The 20,833-nt window shown below is 65.4% G+C and carries 17 protein-coding genes; 11 read left to right on the top strand and 6 right to left on the bottom strand.

The annotated features are described in order from the left end of the window. Positions 1-20 precede the first annotated feature (20 nt). From atpB to PSQ40_RS19145, 11 genes are all read left to right on the top strand, one after another. Positions 21-899, top strand: a complete 879-nt coding sequence (gene atpB / locus PSQ40_RS19195) for a F0F1 ATP synthase subunit A (protein ID WP_273953498.1) — start codon at positions 21-23, stop codon at positions 897-899. A 55-nt stretch (positions 900-954) separates the two neighbouring features. Continuing rightward, entirely contained in the window at positions 955-1,224 is a 270-nt protein-coding gene (atpE, locus tag PSQ40_RS19190; RefSeq protein WP_007847749.1) for a F0F1 ATP synthase subunit C, read from the top strand. A gap of 34 nt (positions 1,225-1,258) precedes the next feature. Continuing rightward, positions 1,259-1,729, top strand: coding sequence for a F0F1 ATP synthase subunit B (locus PSQ40_RS19185; RefSeq protein WP_273953497.1), 471 nt, complete (start codon positions 1,259-1,261; stop codon positions 1,727-1,729). Between the two features lie 9 nt (positions 1,730-1,738). After that, complete coding sequence (locus tag PSQ40_RS19180) at positions 1,739-2,281, top strand: F0F1 ATP synthase subunit delta (RefSeq protein ID WP_273953496.1); 543 nt, start codon at positions 1,739-1,741, stop codon at positions 2,279-2,281. Positions 2,282-2,327: 46 nt separating this feature from the next. Next, the gene (gene atpA, locus PSQ40_RS19175) at positions 2,328-3,881 is read left to right on the top strand and encodes a F0F1 ATP synthase subunit alpha (protein ID WP_273953495.1); all 1,554 of its coding nucleotides are present in this window, start codon (positions 2,328-2,330) and stop codon (positions 3,879-3,881) included. A gap of 40 nt (positions 3,882-3,921) precedes the next feature. After that, entirely contained in the window at positions 3,922-4,788 is an 867-nt protein-coding gene (gene atpG, locus PSQ40_RS19170) for a F0F1 ATP synthase subunit gamma (RefSeq protein ID WP_273953494.1), read from the top strand. A gap of 49 nt (positions 4,789-4,837) precedes the next feature. Then, positions 4,838-6,241, top strand: a complete 1,404-nt coding sequence (gene atpD / locus PSQ40_RS19165) for a F0F1 ATP synthase subunit beta (RefSeq protein ID WP_273953493.1) — start codon at positions 4,838-4,840, stop codon at positions 6,239-6,241. A gap of 78 nt (positions 6,242-6,319) precedes the next feature. Further along, positions 6,320-6,736, top strand: a complete 417-nt coding sequence (locus tag PSQ40_RS19160) for a F0F1 ATP synthase subunit epsilon (protein WP_273953492.1) — start codon at positions 6,320-6,322, stop codon at positions 6,734-6,736. A gap of 265 nt (positions 6,737-7,001) precedes the next feature. Then, complete coding sequence (locus PSQ40_RS19155) at positions 7,002-7,451, top strand: YybH family protein (RefSeq protein ID WP_273953491.1); 450 nt, start codon at positions 7,002-7,004, stop codon at positions 7,449-7,451. 40 nt (positions 7,452-7,491) lie between these two features. Next, the gene (locus PSQ40_RS19150; protein WP_273953490.1) at positions 7,492-8,484 is read left to right on the top strand and encodes a YheT family hydrolase; all 993 of its coding nucleotides are present in this window, start codon (positions 7,492-7,494) and stop codon (positions 8,482-8,484) included. Between the two features lie 57 nt (positions 8,485-8,541). Beyond that, positions 8,542-9,093 carry a DUF2946 family protein gene (locus PSQ40_RS19145; protein ID WP_273953489.1) on the top strand — a complete coding sequence of 184 codons (552 nt, stop codon included), beginning with the start codon at positions 8,542-8,544 and terminating at the stop codon, positions 9,091-9,093. Between the two features lie 155 nt (positions 9,094-9,248). Here PSQ40_RS19145 and PSQ40_RS19140 read toward each other — a convergent pair whose 3' ends face one another. The 6 genes from PSQ40_RS19140 to PSQ40_RS19115 form a co-directional block, all read right to left on the bottom strand. Continuing rightward, positions 9,249-9,764 (bottom strand): c-type cytochrome, encoded by a 516-nt coding sequence (locus tag PSQ40_RS19140; protein ID WP_273953488.1) that lies wholly within the window; start codon positions 9,762-9,764, stop codon positions 9,249-9,251. A gap of 202 nt (positions 9,765-9,966) precedes the next feature. After that, the gene (locus tag PSQ40_RS19135; RefSeq protein WP_273953487.1) at positions 9,967-11,469 is read right to left on the bottom strand and encodes an efflux transporter outer membrane subunit; all 1,503 of its coding nucleotides are present in this window, start codon (positions 11,467-11,469) and stop codon (positions 9,967-9,969) included. Next, entirely contained in the window at positions 11,462-14,605 is a 3,144-nt protein-coding gene (locus tag PSQ40_RS19130) for an efflux RND transporter permease subunit (protein ID WP_273953486.1), read from the bottom strand. The genes PSQ40_RS19135 and PSQ40_RS19130 overlap by 8 nt, the downstream gene beginning before the upstream one ends. A gap of 13 nt (positions 14,606-14,618) precedes the next feature. Continuing rightward, the gene (locus PSQ40_RS19125) at positions 14,619-15,893 is read right to left on the bottom strand and encodes an efflux RND transporter periplasmic adaptor subunit (RefSeq protein ID WP_273953485.1); all 1,275 of its coding nucleotides are present in this window, start codon (positions 15,891-15,893) and stop codon (positions 14,619-14,621) included. Positions 15,894-16,195: 302 nt separating this feature from the next. Beyond that, positions 16,196-17,656, bottom strand: coding sequence for an efflux transporter outer membrane subunit (locus PSQ40_RS19120; RefSeq protein ID WP_273953484.1), 1,461 nt, complete (start codon positions 17,654-17,656; stop codon positions 16,196-16,198). Continuing rightward, positions 17,649-20,822: an efflux RND transporter permease subunit gene (locus PSQ40_RS19115; protein WP_273953483.1), complete on the bottom strand. Its 3,174-nt coding sequence runs from the start codon at positions 20,820-20,822 to the stop codon at positions 17,649-17,651. The genes PSQ40_RS19120 and PSQ40_RS19115 overlap by 8 nt, the downstream gene beginning before the upstream one ends. Positions 20,823-20,833 lie beyond the last annotated feature (11 nt).

The raw sequence follows: 20,833 nt of genomic DNA, 5'->3' as shown, positions 1-20,833 counted from the left end.
TTAAAGGAAAGAGTTGAAAGATGAGTGCAGAACAACATGCCCCGACAGCGAGTGAGTACATCGTTCACCACTTGCAGCATTTGCAGAATGTCCCGCAGAAGGCCATCGTTGATTTCTCGGTTGTCAATTTCGACTCCATCGTGATTGCCGGCCTGCTCGGCATCGTCGCTGTGTTGCTGCTGCTGGTCGCCGCACGCAAGGCCACCTCGGGTGTGCCGGGCCGCTTCCAGGCAGCGGTTGAGATCTTGGTCGAAATGGTGGACAACCAAGCCAAGGCCAACATCCACAGCGCTGAAAGCCGCAAGTTCATCGCTCCGCTGGGTCTGACCGTGTTCGTGTGGATCTTCCTCATGAACTTCATGGACATGCTGCCTGTGGACCTGCTGCCGGCACTGTGGGGTCAGGCTTACGCTGCCGCTGGTCATGACGCTTCGCACGCCTATCTGCGCGTGGTGCCGACCGCCGACCTCTCCACCACCCTGGGCCTGGCGTTCGCCGTGCTGGTGCTGCGCTTCTGGTACAGCGTCAAGATCAAGGGCGCTGGCGGCTGGGCTCACGAACTCGTCTCGGCGCCTTTCGGCACCAGCAAGAACCCGATTTTTGCCCTCATCCTGGGCGTTGTGAACCTGCTGATGCAGGTGATTGAATACGTGGCCAACACCGTGTCCCATGGCATGCGGTTGTTCGGCAACATGTATGCAGGTGAACTGGTGTTCATGCTGATCGCGCTCATGGGCGGCGCAGCGGCACTGTCCCTGTCGGGTGTCTTGCTGCCGGTGGGTCACATCATTGCGGGCACCATCTGGACGCTGTTCCACATCCTGGTGATCACGTTGCAAGCGTTCATTTTCATGATGCTGGCACTGATCTACCTGGGTCAGGCACACAACGCCCACTGATTTTCTCGTTCTCGTTTTTTCTTTCCTCAACCATCCGTATCTTTAAGGAGTCATCATGGAAAACATTCTCGGTCTCGTCGCTCTGGCTTGTGGTCTGATCGTTGGTCTGGGCGCTATCGGCGCTTCGATCGGCATCGCACTGATGGGTGGTAAGTTCCTCGAATCTTCCGCTCGTCAACCTGAGCTGATCAACGAACTGCAAACCAAGATGTTCATCTTGGCCGGTCTGATCGACGCCGCCTTCCTGATCGGTGTGGCCATCGCTCTGCTGTTCGCCTTCGCTAACCCGTTCGCTTCGACCTTCTTGGCCAACCTGCCCAAGTAATTCCCGTTCAACGCCACTCTAGAAAGGTGTTGCCGTGAGTATCAATGCGACCCTGTTCGTTCAGGCCATCGTATTCCTGATCTTGGTGTGGTTCACGATGAAATTCGTGTGGCCCCCGATCGCGAAGGCGTTGGATGAACGTGCCCAGAAAATCGCCGATGGTCTCGCTGCTGCCGACCGTGCCAAGACCGAACTCGCCGCTGCAGACCAGCGCGTGAAGAAGGAATTGGCCGCCGCCAGCACTGAAACTGCATCGCGTCTGGCTGATGCTGAGCGTCGTGCTCAGGCCATCATCGACGAGGCCAAGGCCCGTGCCACCGAAGAAGGCAACAAGATTGTTGCCGCTGCCAAGGCAGAAGCCGAGCAGCAATCGGTCAAGGCCCGTGAGGCCCTGCGTGAGCAGGTTGCCGTGCTGGCTGTGAAGGGTGCTGAGCAAATCCTGCGCAAGGAAGTCGATGCCGGCGTTCACGCCGATCTGCTGAACCGCCTGAAGACCGAGCTGTAAGGAGCAACCATGGCTGAACTCGCCACCATTGCCCGTCCTTACGCCGAGGCCCTGTTCAAGGCCAGCACATCGACCGCTGGCGTTGACCTCAACGCCACGGCCGCTTGGCTGGACGAGCTGGCTGCGATTGCAGCCGACGCCCAGCTCAAGCAGTTTGCCGAGAGCCCCAAAGTCAGCGGCCAACAGGTTTTCGACCTGGTGGCTGGCCTGACCAAGTACGTGTTGCCCGAGCAGGGCAAAAACTTCTTGCGCGCGGTGATCGACAACGGCCGGCTCCAAGCGCTGCCTGAAGTTGCTACCCAGTTCCGCAAACTGGTCAATGCCCAAAGCGGCTCGTCGGATGCCATCGTGTACAGCGCGTTCCCCGTGGACGGCGCTGCCCTGGCAGACCTCGCCGCCTCGCTCGAAAAGCGTTTTGCCCGCAAGCTCAACCTGACCGTTCAACTGGACAGCACCCTCATCGGTGGTATCCGTGTGGCGGTGGGCGACGAGGTGCTCGACACCTCGGTCAAAGCGCGTCTCGAACAAATGAAAGCGGCCCTGGCCGCGTGAACCGCGGCCTTGTGCCTCGGCTAAACCAAGAAAGAAGGAAAGAGTCATGCAACTCAATCCCGCAGAAATTTCTGAACTGATCAAGAGCCGCATCGAAGGGCTGGCTGGCAGCGCTGACATCCGCAACCAGGGCACCGTGGTGTCCGTGACCGACGGTATCGTTCGCGTGCACGGCCTGTCTGACGTGATGCAGGGCGAAATGCTCGAATTCCCGGCCAACAAGGACGGCGTTCCCTCGTTCGGCCTGGCGCTGAACCTCGAGCGTGACTCCGTCGGCGCCGTGATTCTGGGCGAGTACGAGCACATCTCCGAAGGCGACACCGTGAAGTGCACGGGCCGCATTCTGGAAGTGCCCGTGGGCCCCGAACTGATCGGCCGCGTGGTGAACGCACTGGGTCAGCCGATCGACGGCAAGGGCCCGATCAACGCCAAGCTGACCGACGTGATCGAAAAGGTCGCTCCGGGCGTGATCGCCCGTGAATCCGTGAGCCAACCTCTGCAGACCGGCCTGAAGTCCATCGACTCCATGGTGCCCGTCGGCCGCGGCCAGCGCGAACTGATCATCGGTGACCGTCAAACCGGCAAGACCGCTGTCGCCATCGACGCGATCATCAACCAAAAGGGTCAAGGCGTTACCTGCGTGTACGTCGCGATCGGCCAAAAGGCTTCGTCCATCAAGAACGTCGTGCGTGCCCTGGAGCAAGCTGGCGCCATGGACTACACCATCGTGGTGGCTGCCTCGGCTTCTGAATCGGCTGCCATGCAGTACGTGTCGGCCTACTCGGGCTGCACGATGGGCGAATACTTCCGTGACCGTGGCGAAGACGCGCTGATCGTTTATGACGATCTGTCCAAGCAAGCCGTGGCCTACCGTCAAGTGTCGCTGCTGCTGCGCCGTCCCCCGGGCCGTGAAGCTTTCCCTGGCGACGTGTTCTATCTCCACAGCCGTCTGCTCGAACGCGCCGCTCGCGTGAACGCCGACTACGTGGAAGCCTTCACCAAGGGCGCCGTCAAGGGCAAGACCGGTTCGCTGACCGCTCTGCCAGTGATCGAAACCCAAGCCGGTGACGTGTCCGCCTTCGTTCCGACCAACGTGATCTCGATCACCGACGGCCAGATCTTCCTGGAAACCAGCCTGTTCAACGCCGGTATCCGCCCCGCCATCAACGCCGGTATCTCGGTGTCGCGCGTCGGTGGTGCTGCCCAGACCAAGCTGATCAAGAACCTGTCCGGCGGTATCCGTACCGACTTGGCCCAGTACCGTGAACTCGCGGCCTTCGCCCAGTTCGCCTCGGACCTCGACGAAGCCACCCGCAAGCAGCTGGACCGCGGTGCCCGCGTGACCGAACTGCTGAAGCAGGCTCAGTACAGCCCGCAACCCATCTCGCTGATGGGCGCGACGCTGTTCGCCGTCAACAAGGGTTACCTGGACGACATCGAAGTCAAGAAGGTCCTGGCCTTCGAACACGGTCTGCACCAGTTCCTGAAGACCAGCCATGCCGCCCTGCTCGCCAAGCTCGAGAAGGACAAGGCCATGGACAAGGACGCCGAAGCTGAACTGACCGCTGCCATTGGCGCGTTCAAGAAGTCGTTTGCCTAAAGCGCTCTAAAAGCACCCTTCAAACGCTTTAGGAGCACATATGGCAGCAGGCAAGGAAATACGCGGCAAGATCAAATCGGTGGAGAACACCAAGAAGATCACCAAGGCCATGGAAATGGTGGCCGCATCCAAGATGCGCAAGGCGCAGGACCGGATGCGTGCTGCCCGTCCTTACAGCGAAAAGATCCGCAACGTTGCCGCCAACCTCGGCCAGGCCAACCCGGACTACACGCACGCGTTCATGAAAGTGAACGACGCGAAAGCCGCTGGTGTGATCGTCGTCACGACCGACAAGGGTCTGTGCGGCGGCATGAACACCAACGTGCTGCGTGCGGTGACGGCCAAGTTGCGCGACCTGCAAAGTGCAGGCGTGTCGACCGAGGCAGTGGCCATCGGTAACAAGGGTCTGGGTTTCCTGAACCGTGTCGGCGCGAAAGTGGTTTCGCACGTCACGGGTCTGGGCGATACCCCGCATCTGGACAAGTTGATTGGCCCCGTGAAGGTGCTCTTGGATGCTTACGCAGAAGGTCGCATCAACGCGGTCTACCTGGGTTACACCAAGTTCATCAACACGATGAAGCAGGAATCGGTGCTGGAGCAGTTGCTGCCCCTGTCCGCCGCCACCCTGCAAGCCGAGAAGACCGAACATGGCTGGGATTACATCTACGAGCCCGACGCTCAGGCCGTCATCGACGACCTGCTGGTGCGCTACGTTGAATCCCTGATCTACCAGGCCGTGGCGGAAAACATGGCATCCGAACAGTCGGCGCGCATGGTGGCCATGAAGGCCGCGACCGACAACGCGGGCAGTGTCATTGGTGAGCTCAAGCTGGTCTACAACAAGACGCGTCAGGCAGCGATCACGAAAGAACTTTCGGAGATCGTGTCGGGTGCGGCGGCCGTCTGATCGCGCTCGCTTATCCGTCCTAACGGTTTAAAAATTTTTGGAGCAAAAAATGGCTCAAGTTCAAGGAAAAATTGTTCAGTGTATTGGCGCTGTGGTGGACGTGGAGTTTCCGCGTGACCAGATGCCCAAGATCTACGACGCTCTCAAGCTCGAAGGTTCCACACTGACCCTGGAAGTTCAGCAACAGCTGGGCGACGGCGTGGTGCGTACCATTGCCCTGGGTTCGTCCGACGGTCTGCGTCGTGGCCTCATCGTGACCAACACCCACGCGCCCATCACGGTGCCCGTCGGCAAGGCCACCCTGGGTCGCATCATGGACGTGCTGGGCGCGCCCATCGACGAACGCGGTCCTGTCAGCCAAGAGCTGACCGCCTCGATCCACCGCAAGGCCCCGGCTTATGACGAGCTGTCGCCTTCGCAAGAACTGCTGGAAACCGGCATCAAGGTGATCGACTTGGTCTGCCCGTTCGCCAAGGGCGGCAAGGTGGGTCTGTTCGGTGGCGCCGGTGTGGGCAAGACCGTGAACATGATGGAACTCATCAACAACATCGCCAAGGCTCACTCGGGTCTGTCGGTGTTCGCTGGTGTGGGCGAGCGTACCCGTGAAGGGAACGACTTCTATCACGAAATGGCCGACTCTGGCGTGGTGAACCTGGAGAACCTGGGCGAGTCCAAGGTGGCCATGGTTTACGGTCAGATGAACGAGCCGCCGGGCAACCGTCTGCGCGTGGCCCTGACCGGTCTGACCATTGCGGAATCCTTCCGTGACGAAGGCCGTGACGTGCTGTTCTTCGTGGACAACATCTACCGCTACACGCTGGCCGGTACCGAAGTGTCCGCTCTGCTGGGTCGCATGCCTTCCGCCGTGGGTTACCAACCGACGCTGGCCGAAGAAATGGGCCGTCTGCAAGAGCGTATCACCTCGACCAAGGTCGGTTCGATCACCTCCATCCAAGCCGTTTACGTGCCTGCCGATGACTTGACCGACCCGTCGCCTGCCACGACCTTCGCCCACTTGGATTCCACCGTGGTGCTGAGCCGTGACATCGCTGCCCTGGGCATCTACCCCGCTGTGGACCCGCTGGACTCGACCAGCCGTCAGCTGGACCCGAACGTGGTCGGCGACGACCACTACAGCACCGCCCGCGCTGTGCAAGGCACGCTGCAACGCTACAAGGAACTGCGCGACATCATCGCCATTCTGGGCATGGACGAACTGGCACCGGAAGACAAGCTGGTGGTGGCCCGCGCCCGTAAGATTCAGCGTTTCCTGTCGCAGCCTTTCCACGTCGCTGAAGTGTTCACCGGCTCGCCTGGCAAGTACGTTCCGCTGTCGGAAACCATCCGTGGTTTCAAGATGATCGTGGCCGGTGAGTGCGATCACCTGCCCGAGCAGGCCTTCTACATGGTTGGCACCATCGACGAAGCCTTCGAAAAGGCCAAGAAGATTTAAGGCCCTCCGTGACTGGCCGTGTCGGGGTCCCCGGACCCCCACCCGGCCAGTGCGGTCAAGCCCCAAGAAAGGATTGCCATGGCAACCATTCATGTTGACGTTGTGAGTGCCGAAGAGTCCATCTTCTCGGGTGAAGCCAAGTTTGTGGCGCTGCCTGGTGAGAATGGTGAACTCGGTATTCTGCCGGGCCACACGCCCCTCATCACCCGCATCAAGCCTGGCTCGGTGCGCATTGAGACGGCCAATGGCGGCGAAGAGTTCGTGTTCGTGGCCGGTGGCATTCTGGAAGTGCAACCGAACTGCGTGACCGTGCTGTCTGACACCGCGATCCGCGGCAAGGACCTGGACGAAGAGAAAGCCAACAAGGCCCGCGCTGCGGCCGAAGAGGCGATCAAGAACGCGAAGAGCGATCTGGACCTCGCCAAGGCCCAATCCGAGCTGGCCGTCATGGCCGCCCAGATTGCCGCCCTGCGCAAGTTCCGCCAAAAGCGCTGAACGCGCAACGGACGCGCCACTGCGGTGGCGCCTCCCCGAACAGCCCCGTGCCACCGGCCGGGGCTTTTTTCATGGGGCCTTGCCGAAAGCCCCAAGAGGCCGCTGAGCGCCCGCCTTGGCCGTCCACGCCGATGGGGTCGACCAGACAGTCGGCCGGTGAGGGCCGCTGCGGCAGAGCCGGAACGGGTCATGGCCAACGCACACGCCACGGTCATTGAAAGCGCGGCAAAATCGAGGGCTGTTCGCTATCCATCACCAGCTCGCCATGCCCCAAGCCAAATTTCAGGCCGCCACCGTGGGTGGGTCCGCAGACGAGACCGAAGCCGCCTTCTACGAAGCCCTGCAAAAAGGGGACATCGCCTTGCTGATGTCCTGCTGGGCCGATGAGGACGACATCGTGTGCGTGCACCCGGGCGGGCCGCGCCTGGTCGGCATGGGCGCCATCCGGGCTGCGTTTGAGGCCTTGTTTGCGCAAGGTCCGCTGGCGGTGCGCATCGAGCGTGTGCACCGCGTGGACGCCCTGGCCAGCGCCGTGCACAGCGTGGTCGAGCGCATCGAGGTCATGACCGCTGCCGGGCCGCGCGAGGCCTGGGTGGTGGCCACCAACGTCTACCACAAGACCGCGCAAGGCTGGCGCATGGTGGCGCACCATGCCAGCCCAGGTTCACCCCACGAGGCGCTGGCGGGTGGCGAGATGCCGGCGGTGTTGCATTGAGCCCGCGGCTGCCTTGGCCTCGGTTCGGAGCGACCGCCCCATGAACTACGTTGCACCTGCCTGGCTGCCTGGGGGCAACCTGCAAACCATTTGGCCCGCTTTGTTCTCGCGCCGGGTGCTGGGGCCCGAGCCCCGGTACCGCCGCGAGCGCTGGGACACCCCCGACGGCGACTTTGTCGATGTCGACTTCTTGCAGCAGCTGCCAGGCCAGACCGAGCCCGGCCCCGAGGCCCCGATGCTGGTGCTGTTCCACGGCCTCGAGGGCAGCTCGCGCAGCCACTACGCCGAGGCCTTTGCCGACCACGCGCGTGAGCGCGGCTGGGCCTATGCCGTGCCGCATTTCCGTGGCTGCAGCGGCGAGCTCAACCGCGCGCCGCGCGCCTACCACTCGGGGGACTTCGAGGAAATCGGCTGGATGCTGCAGCGCCTGCGCGCCGGCCGCCGCGCGCCCGTCATGGCGGTGGGCATCTCGCTCGGTGGCAATGCCCTGCTGCGCTGGGCTGAGGAGGCCGGTGATACAGCGGCCCACACGGCCAGCAGCGTGGCCGCGGTGTGCTCGCCGATCGATCTGGCCGCCGGGGGCTGGGCCATTGGCCGTGGCTTCAACCGGCTGGTCTACACGCGCATGTTCCTGCAGACCATGAAGCCCAAGGCGATGCAGAAACTGGCCCAGTTCCCAGGCCTGTTTGACGCCCAGGCGCTGACCCAGGCGCGCGACCTGTATGAGTTCGACAACGTGTTCACAGCGCCCTTGCACGGCTACAAGAGCACCGAGGACTACTGGGCGCGGGGCTCGGCCAAACCGCACCTGCACCGCATCCGCATCCCGGCCCTGGTTGTCAATGCGCGCAACGACCCCTTCGTGCCCGCCTGGTGCCTGCCGCACCAGAACGAAGTGGGTCCGTGTGTCACGCTCTGGCAGCCCGCCCATGGCGGCCATGTGGGCTTCCCGCACGGGCGGGTGCCGGGCCATGTGCGCCGCATGCCCGACGCCGTGGGGGGCTGGCTGGCCCAGCCCGGCCTCTCGCTTTGAGGGCGCGGCGGCGCCCCCATCCCCCGGCCGACTCACCTCTTTGCAACAGGAAATCCCATGGATGACATCGTTCGACAAGCCATGGCCAAGTGGCCCCATGTGCCCGACTGCTATGGCTGGTTGGGCTTGGACGCGCGCGGCCAGTGGTACATGCGCGACGACCGCGCCCAGGCCCTTGGCGCTTTTGCCAGTGGCGTGGCCGGGGCGCGGGGTTCGGTGCTGCGGCACGACAAGTTGATCGAGTTCATCCAGCGCAACTACGAGTCCGACGCACAGGGCCGCTGGTACTTTCAGAACGGCCCGCAGCGCGTCTATGTGGAGTTGGAGGTGGCGCCCTGGGTCTGGCGCGTGGCGGCTGATTTCAGTGTGCGCAGCCACAGCGACCGGCCCGCACAAGTGCAGGCCTGCTGGCTCGACGAGTTGGGGCGGGTTTTTCTGTCCACCGACCTGGGCCTGGGCCTGGTGCACACCCTCGACGTGGACACGGTGGCGCAAGCGGTGGAGCAGGGCCTGTGGCAGCCGCAGGAGGTGGTGTTTGCCGACCTGCCAGCGCGCTTTGGCTATGTGCTGAGCCCGGCGGCCGAGCAGCGCAACACAAGCGCCCCCTGACGCGGTTCCACCGCGCCGCATGCACTGAGCAAGCGCCGCAAACGAACATGCCGGTCAGGGACCGGCATGATGGCTAAAGGTGCAGCGGGGAGGGCGGGGCGCTGTGCCCACTGGCGTGCAGCGCAGCCCACGGGCCTCAGCCCGGTGGCGCCGCCTTACTTGGCTTCAGGCGCTGCGGCCGGGGCCTTGGGTTCCACCAGGCTGCCGCCGCTGCCGTTGGCCATGTAGACCACGGCACGGGCGATTTCGAGGTCGGAGAAGTCGCCGCCGCCTTGGGCGCCCATGGCCCCCTTGCCCTTCAGGGCGGAGTTCAGCAGGGCGTCGAGGCCGGTCTTGATGCGGGGGCCCCAGGCACCTGCGTCACCCACCTTCGGTGCCCCGGCAGCGCCGGTGGCGTGGCAGGCTGCGCATTGGGCCTTGAAGACTTCTTCACCGGCCTTCAGCGGGCGGTTGGCATCACGAATCTCGACCGAGCCGACCTTTTGCAGGCGTTCTGCCGTGGCCTTTTCGACGTTCACGGCTCCCGCCGCTGGCTTGTTGCTCGACGTCACATAGGCCACCAGGCCGATGATGACAAACACGGGGATCACAAACGAGAAAAAGACCGCAACCAGCAGTTGCTTGGGGTTCTTGATCGGGCCGGTGTGGGCTTCTTCGTGGATGTCGCTCATGGCGTCCTCAATGTTGTGGTAGGGGCTTCCAACTCAACTTTTGATTATAGCGAGGCGCAATCCATTCCCGGTCAGGGTCTTGCCCGAGAGGTGTTGCGTGCGCGTCAATCCGCCGTCGGTGCGATCCTGCCCCGCGGCAGGGGCCGGCCTGGGGCCCCCCTGCCGCGGCAGGCGTCCGCGCGTTGCTGCTTCGGCTGGGCGATCAGAGCCCCGCGCTGGGCTCGGCCGGGCTTGCTGCCGCCGTGGCGGCCGCGCCGCTGGCCTGCCAACTGCCGCCCAGGGCCTGGTACAGCGCGACCTGATTTTGCAGCCGGCCGAGCCGCGCCTGCAACAGGCGCTGACGGCTGTCCAGCCAGGTGCGCTCGGCGCTGAGCCAGTCCAGCCGGCTGTTCACCCCCGCGGCCAGGCCCTGTGTACTCAGTGTCAGCTGGGTCTGGGTGGCCTGGCTCTGGGCCTGGTAGGCGGCCAGTTGCGCCAGCGCCGAGCTGCGTCCGGCCAGCGCATCGGCCACTTCGCGGAACGCGGTCTGGATGGCCTTCTCGTACTGCGCCACGGCGATCTCGCGGCTCACCTTGGCGGCGTCCAGGTTGGCCTGGGTTTGCCCGGCGTTGAACAAGGGCAGGTTCAGCTGTGGCGACAGGGTGTAGGTCTGCGAGCCTGTTTTCAGCAGCCCGGACAGCTGAGAACTCATGCTGCCCACGCCCGCCGTCAGGCTGATGGTGGGGAAGAACGCCGCCCGCGCAGCACCGATGTTGGCGTTGGCCGCGATCAGCGATTGCTCGGCCTGGGCAATGTCCGGGCGGCGTTGCAACAGGGTCGACGGCAAGCCGGGCGCCAGGTCGGCGAACTGCAGCGTGCCCAGCGCCGTGGCCTCCAGCCAGGGCTGAAGCGGAACCGGTTGGAAGCCCCCCAGCAGCAGCTGCAGGGCGTTTTCGTCGGTCTGGCGCTGTTGCTCGCTCTGGGCCAAGGTGGCCCGAGCCGCCTGCGTCTGGGCCACCGCCTGCTGCAAGGCCTGCTGGGTCTGGATGCCGTGCTCGACGCTGCGTTGGATCAGCTGCTGCGTGGCCTCCAGGTTGCGCAGGCCTTCGCGGCTCAGGCGCAGCTGGGCTTCGTCCATCAGCACCGTCAGCCACCCGGTGGCCACGTTGGCGATCAGGCTGAGCCGCGCACTTTCGTGCGCCTGCTCGGTGCCCAGGTACTGGGCCAGGGCCTGTTCCTTGAGGCTGGCCACCCGGCCAAAGAAGTCGAGTTCGAACGAGGTCACTGCCAGCCCGGCGGTGTACGACGACACCTGCAGCACCCGGCCGTCACCGAAGGACATGGGCACATGCGAGCCGCCGCCCACCGCGTTCAGCGCAGGCCATTGCTTGGACCGGCTGATCTGGAACTGGGCCCGGGCCTGTTCGATGTTCAGCGCGGTGACCCGCAGATCGCGGTTGTTCTGCAGCGCCGTGCGGATCAGGTGTTGCAGGCTGGGGTCGCTGAAGTAGTCCGTCCACTGCGCCAGTTGGGCAGCCTCGGCCGCGCTGCGCTCGCCCGGCGTGGCGCTGCTCTGGCCTGGCCATTGCTCAGGCAGCGGCGCGGCGGGGCGGTGGTAGGTGGGGATCAGGCTGCACGCGGCCAGCAGGACGGGCAGGGCCAGCGCGGTCAGCAGGGCCGGCCTGGCCGGTCGGTTGGCGGGCCGACGGAGGGTGGGCTCAGTCATGGGTAGCTCCCGTGGGGGTGGGCAGGGCCGGTGGCTGGGGCGACCGGTTCTTGAACAGGGTGCGGATCACCACAAAGAAGACGGGCACCAGGAACACCGCCAGCGTGGTGCCGATCAGGATGCCGCCGAGCACGCCGGTCCCGATGGCACGTTGGCTGGCCGAGCCGGCACCGCTGGCGATGGCCAGCGGCAGCACGCCCAGCGCGAACGCCAGCGAGGTCATGATGATGGGCCGGAAGCGCAGGCGCACCGCCTCGAGCGCGGACTCCACGATGCCTTTGCCGCTGTCCTGGGTGTCCTTGGCGTACTCCACGATCATGATCGCGTTCTTGGCCGACAGGCCGATGATGGTGATCAGGCCGACCTGGAAGTACACGTCGTTCGAGTAGGCGCGCAGCAAGGTGGCCACCACGGTGCCCAGCAGGCCCAGCGGCACCACCATCAGCACCGAGATCGGGATGCTCCAGCTTTCGTACAGCGCCGCCAGGCACAGGAACACCGCCAGCAGCGCGAAGCCGTACAGCACCATCGACTGCGAACCTGCCGAGTTCTCTTGCAGCGATTGGCCCGTCCATTCGTAGCCAAAACCACTGGGCAGCTCGGCCGCCAGGCGCTCCATTTCGGCCATCGCCTCCCCGGTGCTGTGGCCCGGCGAGGAGTTGCCGCTGATGCGCACGGCGTCGTAGCCGTTGTAGCGCACCGACTGCATCGGTCCGGTGGTCCAGTGCGTGGTGGCAAAGGTCGACAGCGGCACCAGCTTGCCGCTGGCGCTTTGCACCTGGAACGTGAGCAGGTCTTCGCCTTGCATGCGGTAAGCCGCGTCGGCTTGCACCAGCACGCGCTGCATGCGGGCGTTGCTCGGGAAGTCGTTCACGTAGTCCGACCCCATCAGCGTCGACAAGGCGGTGTTGATGGCCGAGAAGTCGACCCCCTGGGCCTGGGCCTTCTGCCGGTCGATCACCAGTTGCAACTGGGGCGCGTCGTCGAGGCCGTCCATCCGCACCTGGGCCAGCAGCGGGCTCTTGAGCGCCGCCCCCAGCAACTGGTCGCGGGCCGCGTTCAGGGCCGCGTGGCCTTTGCCGCCACGGTCCTGCAGTCGGAAGGTGAAGCCTGACGAGTTGCCCAACTCGGGAATCGGGGCCGGGTTCAGCGGCAGGATGAAGGCGTCACGCACCTTCAGCAGCGCCATGTAGGCGCGCCCCACCAGGGCCTGGGCCGAGTGCTCGGGGCCCACGCGCTGGGTCCAGTCCTTGAGCGTCACAAACGCCAGACCCGCGTTCTGCCCGTTGCCTGAGAAGCTGTAACCCAGCACGCTGACCATGCTCTCCACCTCGGGTTGCTGCAGCAGGTAGGTTTCCATCTCCTGCACCACCTCGAGCGTGCGTTTGGAGGTGGCGCCGGGGGGCAGTTGCACGTTGACCATGATGTTGCCCTGGTCCTCGTCGGGCAGGAAGGAGGTGGGCAGGCGCTCGAAGATCAGCAGCGCCGCGGCGATGATGGCCGCGTAGATCACCAGGTAGCGCAACGCGCGTTTGAGCAGGCGCGCAACCCAGCTTTCATAGCCGCTCGCGGTGCGGTCAAAGCCGCGGTTGAACCAGCCAAAGAAGCCTTTCTTTTTCTGTTCGCTGCCGGGCGGGATGGCCTTCAGCATCGAGCCGCACAGCGCCGGGGTCAGGGTCAGCGCCAGGAAGGCCGAGCAGGCAATCGACGACACCATCACCACCGAGAACTGACGGTAGATGTTGCCCACCGAGCCACTGAAAAAGGCCAGCGGCACGAACACCGAGATCAGCACCACCGTGATGCCGATGATGGCGCCGGAGATCTGGCCCATGGCCTTGCGCGCCGCATCGATGGGGGCCAAGCCCTCGTCGCTCATGAGGCGCTCCACGGCCTCCACCACCACGATGGCATCGTCCACCACGATGCCGATCACCAGCACCATCGCAAACATCGACAGCACATTGATCGACAGCCCCATCAGCAGCATCGCAATGAAGCCGCCGAGCAAGGCCACGGGCACCACGATGGCCGGGATCAGGGTGTAGCGCCAGTTCTGCAGGAACAGGAACATCACCACGAACACCAGCAGCAGCGACTCGAACAGGGTCTCGGTCACTTCACCGATGGAGATCTTGACGAAGGCCGACGTGTCGTAAGGCATGGCCCACTTCATCCCCTTGGGGAAGTAGCGCTCCAGCTCGTGCATCTTCTTGCGCACGGCGGTGGCCGTGGCCAGGGCATTGCCCTTGTTCGCGGGTTGCACGCCGAGGCCCGAGGCCGGTTTGCCATTGAGTCGGGCCGACGTGGCGTAGCTGGCGCCACCGATCTCCAGCCGCGCCACGTCTTTGACGCGCACGCTGGAGCCATCCGGGTTGGCGCGCAGCACGATGTCGCCAAAGGCCTCGATGGAGGCCAGTTGGCCGTCCACCAGCACGGTGGCGGAGATCTCCTGCGTGCTCACCTGGGGCAGGTCGCCGATCACACCCGACGCGACCTGGGCGTTCTGCGCCGAAATCGCCGAGTTCACATCGGCCGGCGACAGCCCATAGGACACCAGCTTGCCGGGGTTGAGCCAGATGCGCATCGCGTGCTCGGTGCCGAACTGCTGGACCTGACCGACGCCGTCGATGCGCTGGATCTCGGGCATCACATTGCGTGCCACGTAGTCGCCAATGTCGATCGGGTTGGTGTTGGGGTCGTCGGAGGACAGCATCAGGAACAACAGGAAGTTGTTCGACGCCTTGGTCACCAGCACCCCCTGCTGGTTGACCGCGGCGGGCAGCCGGGGGGTGGCTGCGCTGAGCCGGTTCTGCACGTCCACCTGGGCCATGTCCGGGTCGATGCTCGGATCAAAGTTCAGGGTGATGGTGCCCGTGCCGTCAGCCTGCGCCACGGACTCCATGTAGAGCATGCCGGTGGCGCCGTTCATTTGTTGCTCGATCACCGTGATGACGCTGTTCTTCAGCGTCTCGGCGGAGGCGCCGGGGTAGGTGATGCTGAGCACCACGCTGGGCGGCGCCACGGGCGGGTACTGCGCGATGGGCAGCTGGGTGATGGAGACGCAGCCGAGCACGATCACGAACAGGGCGATCACCCAGGCGAAGATCGGTCGGCTGATGAAAAAATTGGACATGGACTGCGGCTCCTCAGGACTTGGCCGCCGGGGCGGTGGCCGGCTTGGCCTCGGTCGCGGGGGCGGCGGCCGGCGTGGCGCTGGGGGGGGCTGCCGCGGCCTTGGCGCCGGTCCACGGCACGGGTTTCACCGGGGCTTTGCCCCGCAGCTTCTGGAAGCCATCCACCATCACCTGCTCGCCCGGCTGCAGGCCCGCGAGCACCACCCATTGGCCACCGGACGTGCCGCTGACCTGGATGGCGCGCGTGCTGACCTGGCCGTCGGCGGCCACCACCATGACGGTGTTGCCCGACTGGGTGCGGGTCACCGCTTGTTGGGGCAGCAAGATGGCTTCGCTGGCTTCGGCTTGTTCCAGCCGCACCCGTGCATACAGTCCGGGCAGCAGCACCCGGTTCGGGTTGGGCACCTCGGCGCGCAGCGTGATCTGCCCCGAACTGGTGTCCACGGTCACGCCCGAGAAGAACAGCTTGCCGGGCAGCGGGTAGGCCGTCCCGTCGGGCAGCAGGATGCGCACGCTGGCCGCCTGGCTGCCGGGCACGCGCTTGAGTTGGCCCTGTTCCAGGCTGCGCTGCAGGCGCAGCACGTCGTCGGCCGATTGGGTGAAGTTGATGTAGACCGGGTCGATCTGTTGCACCGTGGTCAGCGGGGTCACCTGGCCTTGGCCAACCAGGGCCCCTTCGGTGACCTGGGTCTGGCTGACGCGCCCGGCAATCGGCGAACTGACGCTGGCGTAGCCCAGGTTCAGGCGTGCCGTCTGCACGTTGGCGCGGGCGCTGGCCACGTCGGCCAGGCCCTGTTGCACATTGAGCTGGGCCGTGGTCAGCGCTTGTTGACTGACTGCGCCGTCCACCGCCAGCGGGGTGTAGCGCTTGAGCACGTCTTGCGCCTGGGCCAGCGTGGCCTCGGACTTCAGCAGGCCTGCGGTGGCGCTGTCATAGGCGGCCTTGAAGGGCTCTGGATCGATCTGGTAGAGCAGCTGCCCGGCGCGCACCTCCGAGCCTTCGACGAACAAGCGCTTTTGCAGCACGCCCGCCACGCGCGCCGCGATGTTGGCGCTGCGAAAGGGTTCCACCCGACCGGGCAGTTCGGTCTGCAAACCAACCGCTGAGGTCTTCACGACGACCACCCCCACTTCAGCGGGCGGTGCCGCGGTTTGGGTGGGAGGGGCGTGGCGGTCGCAGCCGCCGATCAAGGCGCCGACACTGAGGGCGATGACCGCGCCCAGGGATGCGCGGGACCAAGGGGATCGACGGTCTGAGCGGTCGACAAGAGACGGTACGCGGAGCATGGCTTTCCTTCCGAAATCCGGGGGGGCAATGGAGTGCATCCGGATCATCCGTCGGGGTTCATGTTCGAAAGCGCAACAAAAGAAATCACCGATCTGGTCTTTGTCCCTTTGTGTTTCGGCGTCGCCGAGGCTTGAACAAAGCTGGTGGAAGTGCCCCCTGGACCGACCGTTGGGCGGCTCCAGAGGGACAGGCCGTGGCGGCCTAACACATCACATCACGGCCTGTTGGCGTCCCGGACGTCGTCAGTCGTCTGAGTCGTTCCGGCAGGCAGTTGGCGGGCGCTGACCTGGCCCGCGGCAGGTCAGCGGTTGGGGGTGGCCGCCGCGGTGGTGGTGGGCGCTGTCCAGCCCCCGCCCAGCACCTTGTACAGCGTGACCTGGCTTTGCAGCTGGGCCAGTCGCGTCTGCACCAGCGACTGCTGGGTGGCAAACAGCGTGCGCTGGGCATCGAGCAGATCGAGGTAGCTGGCCACGCCGCTCTGGTAGCGCAGTTCGGACAGCTTCAGGCGTCGGGTGTCGGCCAGGGCCTGGGCCTCCAGGGCCTTCAGCTGGTCACCCAGTGTGTCGCGGCCGGCCAGCGCATCGGCCACCTCGCGGAAGGCGCTCTGGATGGCCTTCTCGTACTGGGCCACAGCGATATCGCGGCCGGCCTTGGCGGTGTCCAGTCCGGCCTGGTTGCGGCCGGCGTCGAACAGCGGCAGCACGATCTGCGGCGTCGGCGTGAAGCCCCAGGACCCGTCCTTGAACAGGCCCGAGAGTTGGCCGCTGGCCGAACCGTAGCCGGCGGTCAGCGTGATGCGCGGGAAGAACGCTGCGCGCGCGGCACCGATGTTGGCGTTGGCCGCCAGCAGCGACTGCTCGGCCTGACGGATGTCGGGGCGGGCGGTCAGCAGGTCCGAGGGCAGGCCCGCGGGCACGTCGGGCAGGCGCGTCTGGCCCAGCGAGCTTTGCGCCAGGCTGTTGCTGATCTCGGCCGGTAAGGCCTGGCCCAGCAGCAGCACCAGGGCGTTTTCGTCCTGGGCGCGTTGGCGTTGCAGTTGCACCTGGGTGGCGCGGGCGCTTTCGGCCAGCGACTCGGCCTGGCGCAGGTCCAGTTCGGAGGCCGCACCGCTGTCAAAGCGCAGCCGGGTCAGGCGCACCGAGTCCTCGCGCGAGGCCAGCGTCTGGCGCGTCAGGTTCAGCAGTTCCTGGTCGGCTTGCAGCGTCAGCCAGCCGTTGGCCACGCTGGCCACCAAACTGATCTGGGCCGCCTTGCGGGCTTCGTCGGTGGCCAGGTACTGGGCCAGGGCCTGTTCTTTGAGGCTGGCCACGCGACCGAAGAAGTCCAGCTCCCAGGCGCTGACCGACAGGCCCGCGCTGTAGAGCTTGCTCACATTGCCGGCACCGTTCAGGTTGCTGCTCAGGTTGCCGGCCAGGTTGACGGTCGGGAACAGGTCGGCCCGCTTGATCTGGAACGCCGCTTGCGCCTGCTGGATGTTCAGCACCGAGACCCGCAGGTCCCGGTTGTTGGCCAGGGCCAGCTCGATCAGCTGGCGCAGGTGCGCGTCGCTGTAAAAGCGGTTCCAGGGCAGTTCGGCGGCGCTCGGGCCCGCCGGATCGGCCGCGTCCTTGCCCGCCACCCGCGGGTAGCTGGCCGCCGTGGGGCTGGCCGGGCGCTCGTAGGTCGGGATCATGCTGCAGCCCCCCAGCAGCAGGGCCAAGGCCAGGGCCGTGGGCGCACTGCGCAGGGTGGAGCGCGACAGCGCTTGACGGGTCTTACTCATGGGAATGTCCTCCATTCGCCGCTTCACCCACGCCAGCGTTCTTGGCGTGTTCGGCGTACATCTTGCGCTGGCGCTCGCTGCCCTTGAACAGGGTGCGCACCACCACGAAAAACACGGGCACAAAGAACACCGCCAGCACCGTGCCGGTGATCATGCCGCCCACCACCCCGGTGCCGATGGCCCGCTGGCTGGCCGAGCCCGCCCCCGTGGCGATCGCCAGGGGCACCACGCCCAGCATGAAGGCCAGCGAGGTCATGACGATGGGGCGGAAGCGCAGGTGCGCGGCGGCCAGGGCCGACTCGATCACGCCACGCCCCTGCGCCTGCAGGTCCTTGGCGAACTCGATGATCAGAATCGCGTTCTTCGCCGACAAGCCGATGATGGTGATCAGCCCCACCTGGAAGTACACGTCGTTCGAGTACGCCCGCAGCAAGGTGGCCAGCAGCACCCCGAGCACGCCCAGGGGCACGACCAGGATCACCGACAGCGGGATCGACCAGCTCTCGTACAGCGCGGCCAGGCACAGGAACACGGCCAGCACGGCAAAGCCGTACAGGATCACGGCCTGCGAGCCGGCGAGCTTTTCTTCGCGCGATTGACCGGTCCACTCGTAGCCAAAGCCCGGGGGCAGTTGCGCGGCCAGCTTCTCCATCTCGGCCATGGCTTCACCGGTGCTGCGGCCCGGGGCGGCCCCGCCGCTGATGCGCACGGCGGGGTAGCCGTTGTAGCGCACCGTCTGCATGGCGCCATTGGCCCAGCGGGTGCTGGCAAACGACGACATCGGCACCAGGTTGCCCTGGCTGTTGGGCACGCGCAGCTTGAGGATGTCGTCCGGCTGCATGCGCGACGGTGCATCGGCCTGCACCACCACCCGTTGCAGACGACCCTGGTTCGGGAAGTCGTTCACATAGGTCGAGCCCAGCGCCGTCGAGATGGCGGTGTTGATGCTGTCGAACGGCACGCCCAGCGCTTGCGCCTTGTCGCGGTCGATGTCGATCTGCAGTTGCGGCGCATCCTCCAGGCCGTCCGGACGCACCTGGGTCAGCACCTTGCTTTGCGAGGCCATGCCCAACAACTGGTTGCGGGCGGCAATCAGCGCATCGTGGCCCTTGCCGGCGCGGTCTTGCAGCCGGAAGGTGAAGCCGGTGGCATTGCCCAGTTCAGGGATGGGCGGCGGGCTCAGCGGGAAGATGAAGGCATCGCGGATGCCCATCAGTGCCCCGAAGGCGCGGCCGGCCAGGGCCTGTGCCGAGTGTTCTTCGCCATGGCGTTCGTCCCAGGGCTTGAGGGTCACAAAGCCCAGGGCCGCGTTCTGGCCTTGGCCCGAGAAGCTGAAGCCCAGCACCCCGACCATGCTCTTGACCTCGGGCTGGTTCAGCACAAAGGCTTCGACCTTTTCCATCACGTCGCGGGTGCGCTCGATGGTGGCGCCTGGCGGCAGCTGCACGTTCACCAGCATCGTGCCCTGGTCTTCGTTGGGCAGGAACGAGGTCGGCAGGCGGGTGTAGATCACCCCGGCAGCGGCCACGATGGCGACATAGATCACCATGTAGCGGCCCGCGCGCTTGAGCATCCGGGCCACCCAGCCTTCATAGCGCTTGGCGCCGCGGTTGAAGCTGCGGTTGAACCAGCCGAAGAAACCCTTCTTCTCATGGTGCGAGGGGTCGACGGGCTTGAGCAGCGAGGCGCACAGCGCCGGCGTCAGCGACAGGGCCAGGAAGGCCGAGAACGCGATCGACGACACCATCACCGCCGAGAACTGGCGGTAGATGTTGCCCACCGAGCCACTGAAGAAAGCCAGCGGCACGAACACCGAGATCAGCACCACGGTCACGCCGATGATGGCGCCCGAGATCTGTCCCATCGCCTTGCGGGTGGCCTCCAGTGGCGGCAGGCCTTCCTCGCTCATGATGCGCTCGACGTTCTCCACCACCACGATGGCGTCGTCCACCACGATGCCGATCACCAGCACCATGCCGAACATGGTCAGCACGTTGATCGAGAAGCCCAGGGCCAGCAGCGTGGCAAAGGTGCCCAGCAGGGCCACCGGCACCACGATGGTCGGGATCACGGTGTAGCGCCAGTTCTGCAGGAACAGGAACATCACCAGGAACACCAGCACCACGGCTTCGACCAGGGTCTCGGCCACCTGGCTCAGGGAGATCTTCACGAAGCCCGAGCTGTCGTAGGGGATCGAGTACGACATGCCTTCGGGGAAGAAGCCTTGCAGCTGGTTCATCTTGGCCTTCACCGCATTGGCGGCGGCCAGCGCGTTGCCGGTGGGCGTCAGCTGGACGCCGATGCCGGTGGCGGGCTTGCCGTTCAGGCGCGCGGAGGTGCCATAGGTTTGCGCGCCCAGCTCGATGCGGGCCACGTCCTTGAGTCGCACGGTGGAGCCGTCGACGTTGGCGCGCAGCACGATGCGACCAAACTGCTCGACGCTGGCCAACTGGCCCTTCACCACCACGGTGGCGGCAATGCCCTGGCCCGCGATGTTGGGCAGGTCACCGATGGCCCCCGACGACACCTGGGCGTTTTGCGCCTTGATGGCCGCGTTCACATCGGCCGGCGACAGGTTGTAGCCCGTCAGCTTGGCCGGGTCGATCCACACGCGCATGGCGCGCTCGGTGCCGAACAGCTGGGCCTGGCCAATGCCGGGCAGGCGCTGGATTTCAGGGATCACGTTGCGCGAGGCGTAGTCGCCCAGCGCGATCGGGTCGTAGGCCCCGTTGTCCGAGGACAGCATGATGAACAGCAGGAAGTTGCTGCGCGACTTGTCCACGCGCACGCCCTGTTGCGTCACCGCACTGGGCAGGCGTGGGGTGGCGCGCGACAGCCGGTTCTGCACATCCACCTGGGCCAGGTCGGGGTTGGTGCCCGGTTCAAAGCTCAGGGTGATGGAGCCGGTGCCGTCGGCTTGGCTGACCGATTCCATGTAGATCAGCCCCGGGGAGCCGTTCATTTCACGTTCGATCACACTGATCACGCTGTCTTCCAGCGTCTGGGCCGAAGCGCCCGGGTAGCTGGTGTTGATGACCACCGAGGGCGGCGCCACCGGCGGGTACTGCGAGATCGGGAGTTGGGTGATGGACACCCCGCCCAGCACCAGGATGAACAGTGCGATCACCCAGGCAAAAATGGGCCTGTCAATGAAGAACTTCGCCATGTGTCAGGCTC

The organism is Curvibacter cyanobacteriorum (genome assembly GCF_028649475.1).
Classification (GTDB): Bacteria; Pseudomonadota; Gammaproteobacteria; order Burkholderiales; family Burkholderiaceae_C; genus Curvibacter; species Curvibacter cyanobacteriorum.
Note: the sequence above shows the minus strand (reverse complement) of the source record. Positions and strands in the feature narration are given on the sequence as shown.

Coding starts and splice junctions, on each gene's coding strand:
- PSQ40_RS19150 (WP_273953490.1), top strand. CDS start 7,492: ATGAACTACGTTGCACCTGCCTGGCTGCCTGGGGGCAACCTGCAAACC.
- atpB (WP_273953498.1), top strand. CDS start 21: ATGAGTGCAGAACAACATGCCCCGACAGCGAGTGAGTACATCGTTCAC.
- PSQ40_RS19135 (WP_273953487.1), bottom strand. CDS start 11,469: ATGACTGAGCCCACCCTCCGTCGGCCCGCCAACCGACCGGCCAGGCCG.
- PSQ40_RS19130 (WP_273953486.1), bottom strand. CDS start 14,605: ATGTCCAATTTTTTCATCAGCCGACCGATCTTCGCCTGGGTGATCGCC.
- atpG (WP_273953494.1), top strand. CDS start 3,922: ATGGCAGCAGGCAAGGAAATACGCGGCAAGATCAAATCGGTGGAGAAC.
- PSQ40_RS19115 (WP_273953483.1), bottom strand. CDS start 20,822: ATGGCGAAGTTCTTCATTGACAGGCCCATTTTTGCCTGGGTGATCGCA.
- PSQ40_RS19160 (WP_273953492.1), top strand. CDS start 6,320: ATGGCAACCATTCATGTTGACGTTGTGAGTGCCGAAGAGTCCATCTTC.
- atpE (WP_007847749.1), top strand. CDS start 955: ATGGAAAACATTCTCGGTCTCGTCGCTCTGGCTTGTGGTCTGATCGTT.
- PSQ40_RS19155 (WP_273953491.1), top strand. CDS start 7,002: ATGCCCCAAGCCAAATTTCAGGCCGCCACCGTGGGTGGGTCCGCAGAC.
- PSQ40_RS19140 (WP_273953488.1), bottom strand. CDS start 9,764: ATGAGCGACATCCACGAAGAAGCCCACACCGGCCCGATCAAGAACCCC.
- PSQ40_RS19125 (WP_273953485.1), bottom strand. CDS start 15,893: ATGCTCCGCGTACCGTCTCTTGTCGACCGCTCAGACCGTCGATCCCCT.
- PSQ40_RS19120 (WP_273953484.1), bottom strand. CDS start 17,656: ATGAGTAAGACCCGTCAAGCGCTGTCGCGCTCCACCCTGCGCAGTGCG.
- PSQ40_RS19145 (WP_273953489.1), top strand. CDS start 8,542: ATGGATGACATCGTTCGACAAGCCATGGCCAAGTGGCCCCATGTGCCC.
- PSQ40_RS19180 (WP_273953496.1), top strand. CDS start 1,739: ATGGCTGAACTCGCCACCATTGCCCGTCCTTACGCCGAGGCCCTGTTC.
- atpA (WP_273953495.1), top strand. CDS start 2,328: ATGCAACTCAATCCCGCAGAAATTTCTGAACTGATCAAGAGCCGCATC.
- atpD (WP_273953493.1), top strand. CDS start 4,838: ATGGCTCAAGTTCAAGGAAAAATTGTTCAGTGTATTGGCGCTGTGGTG.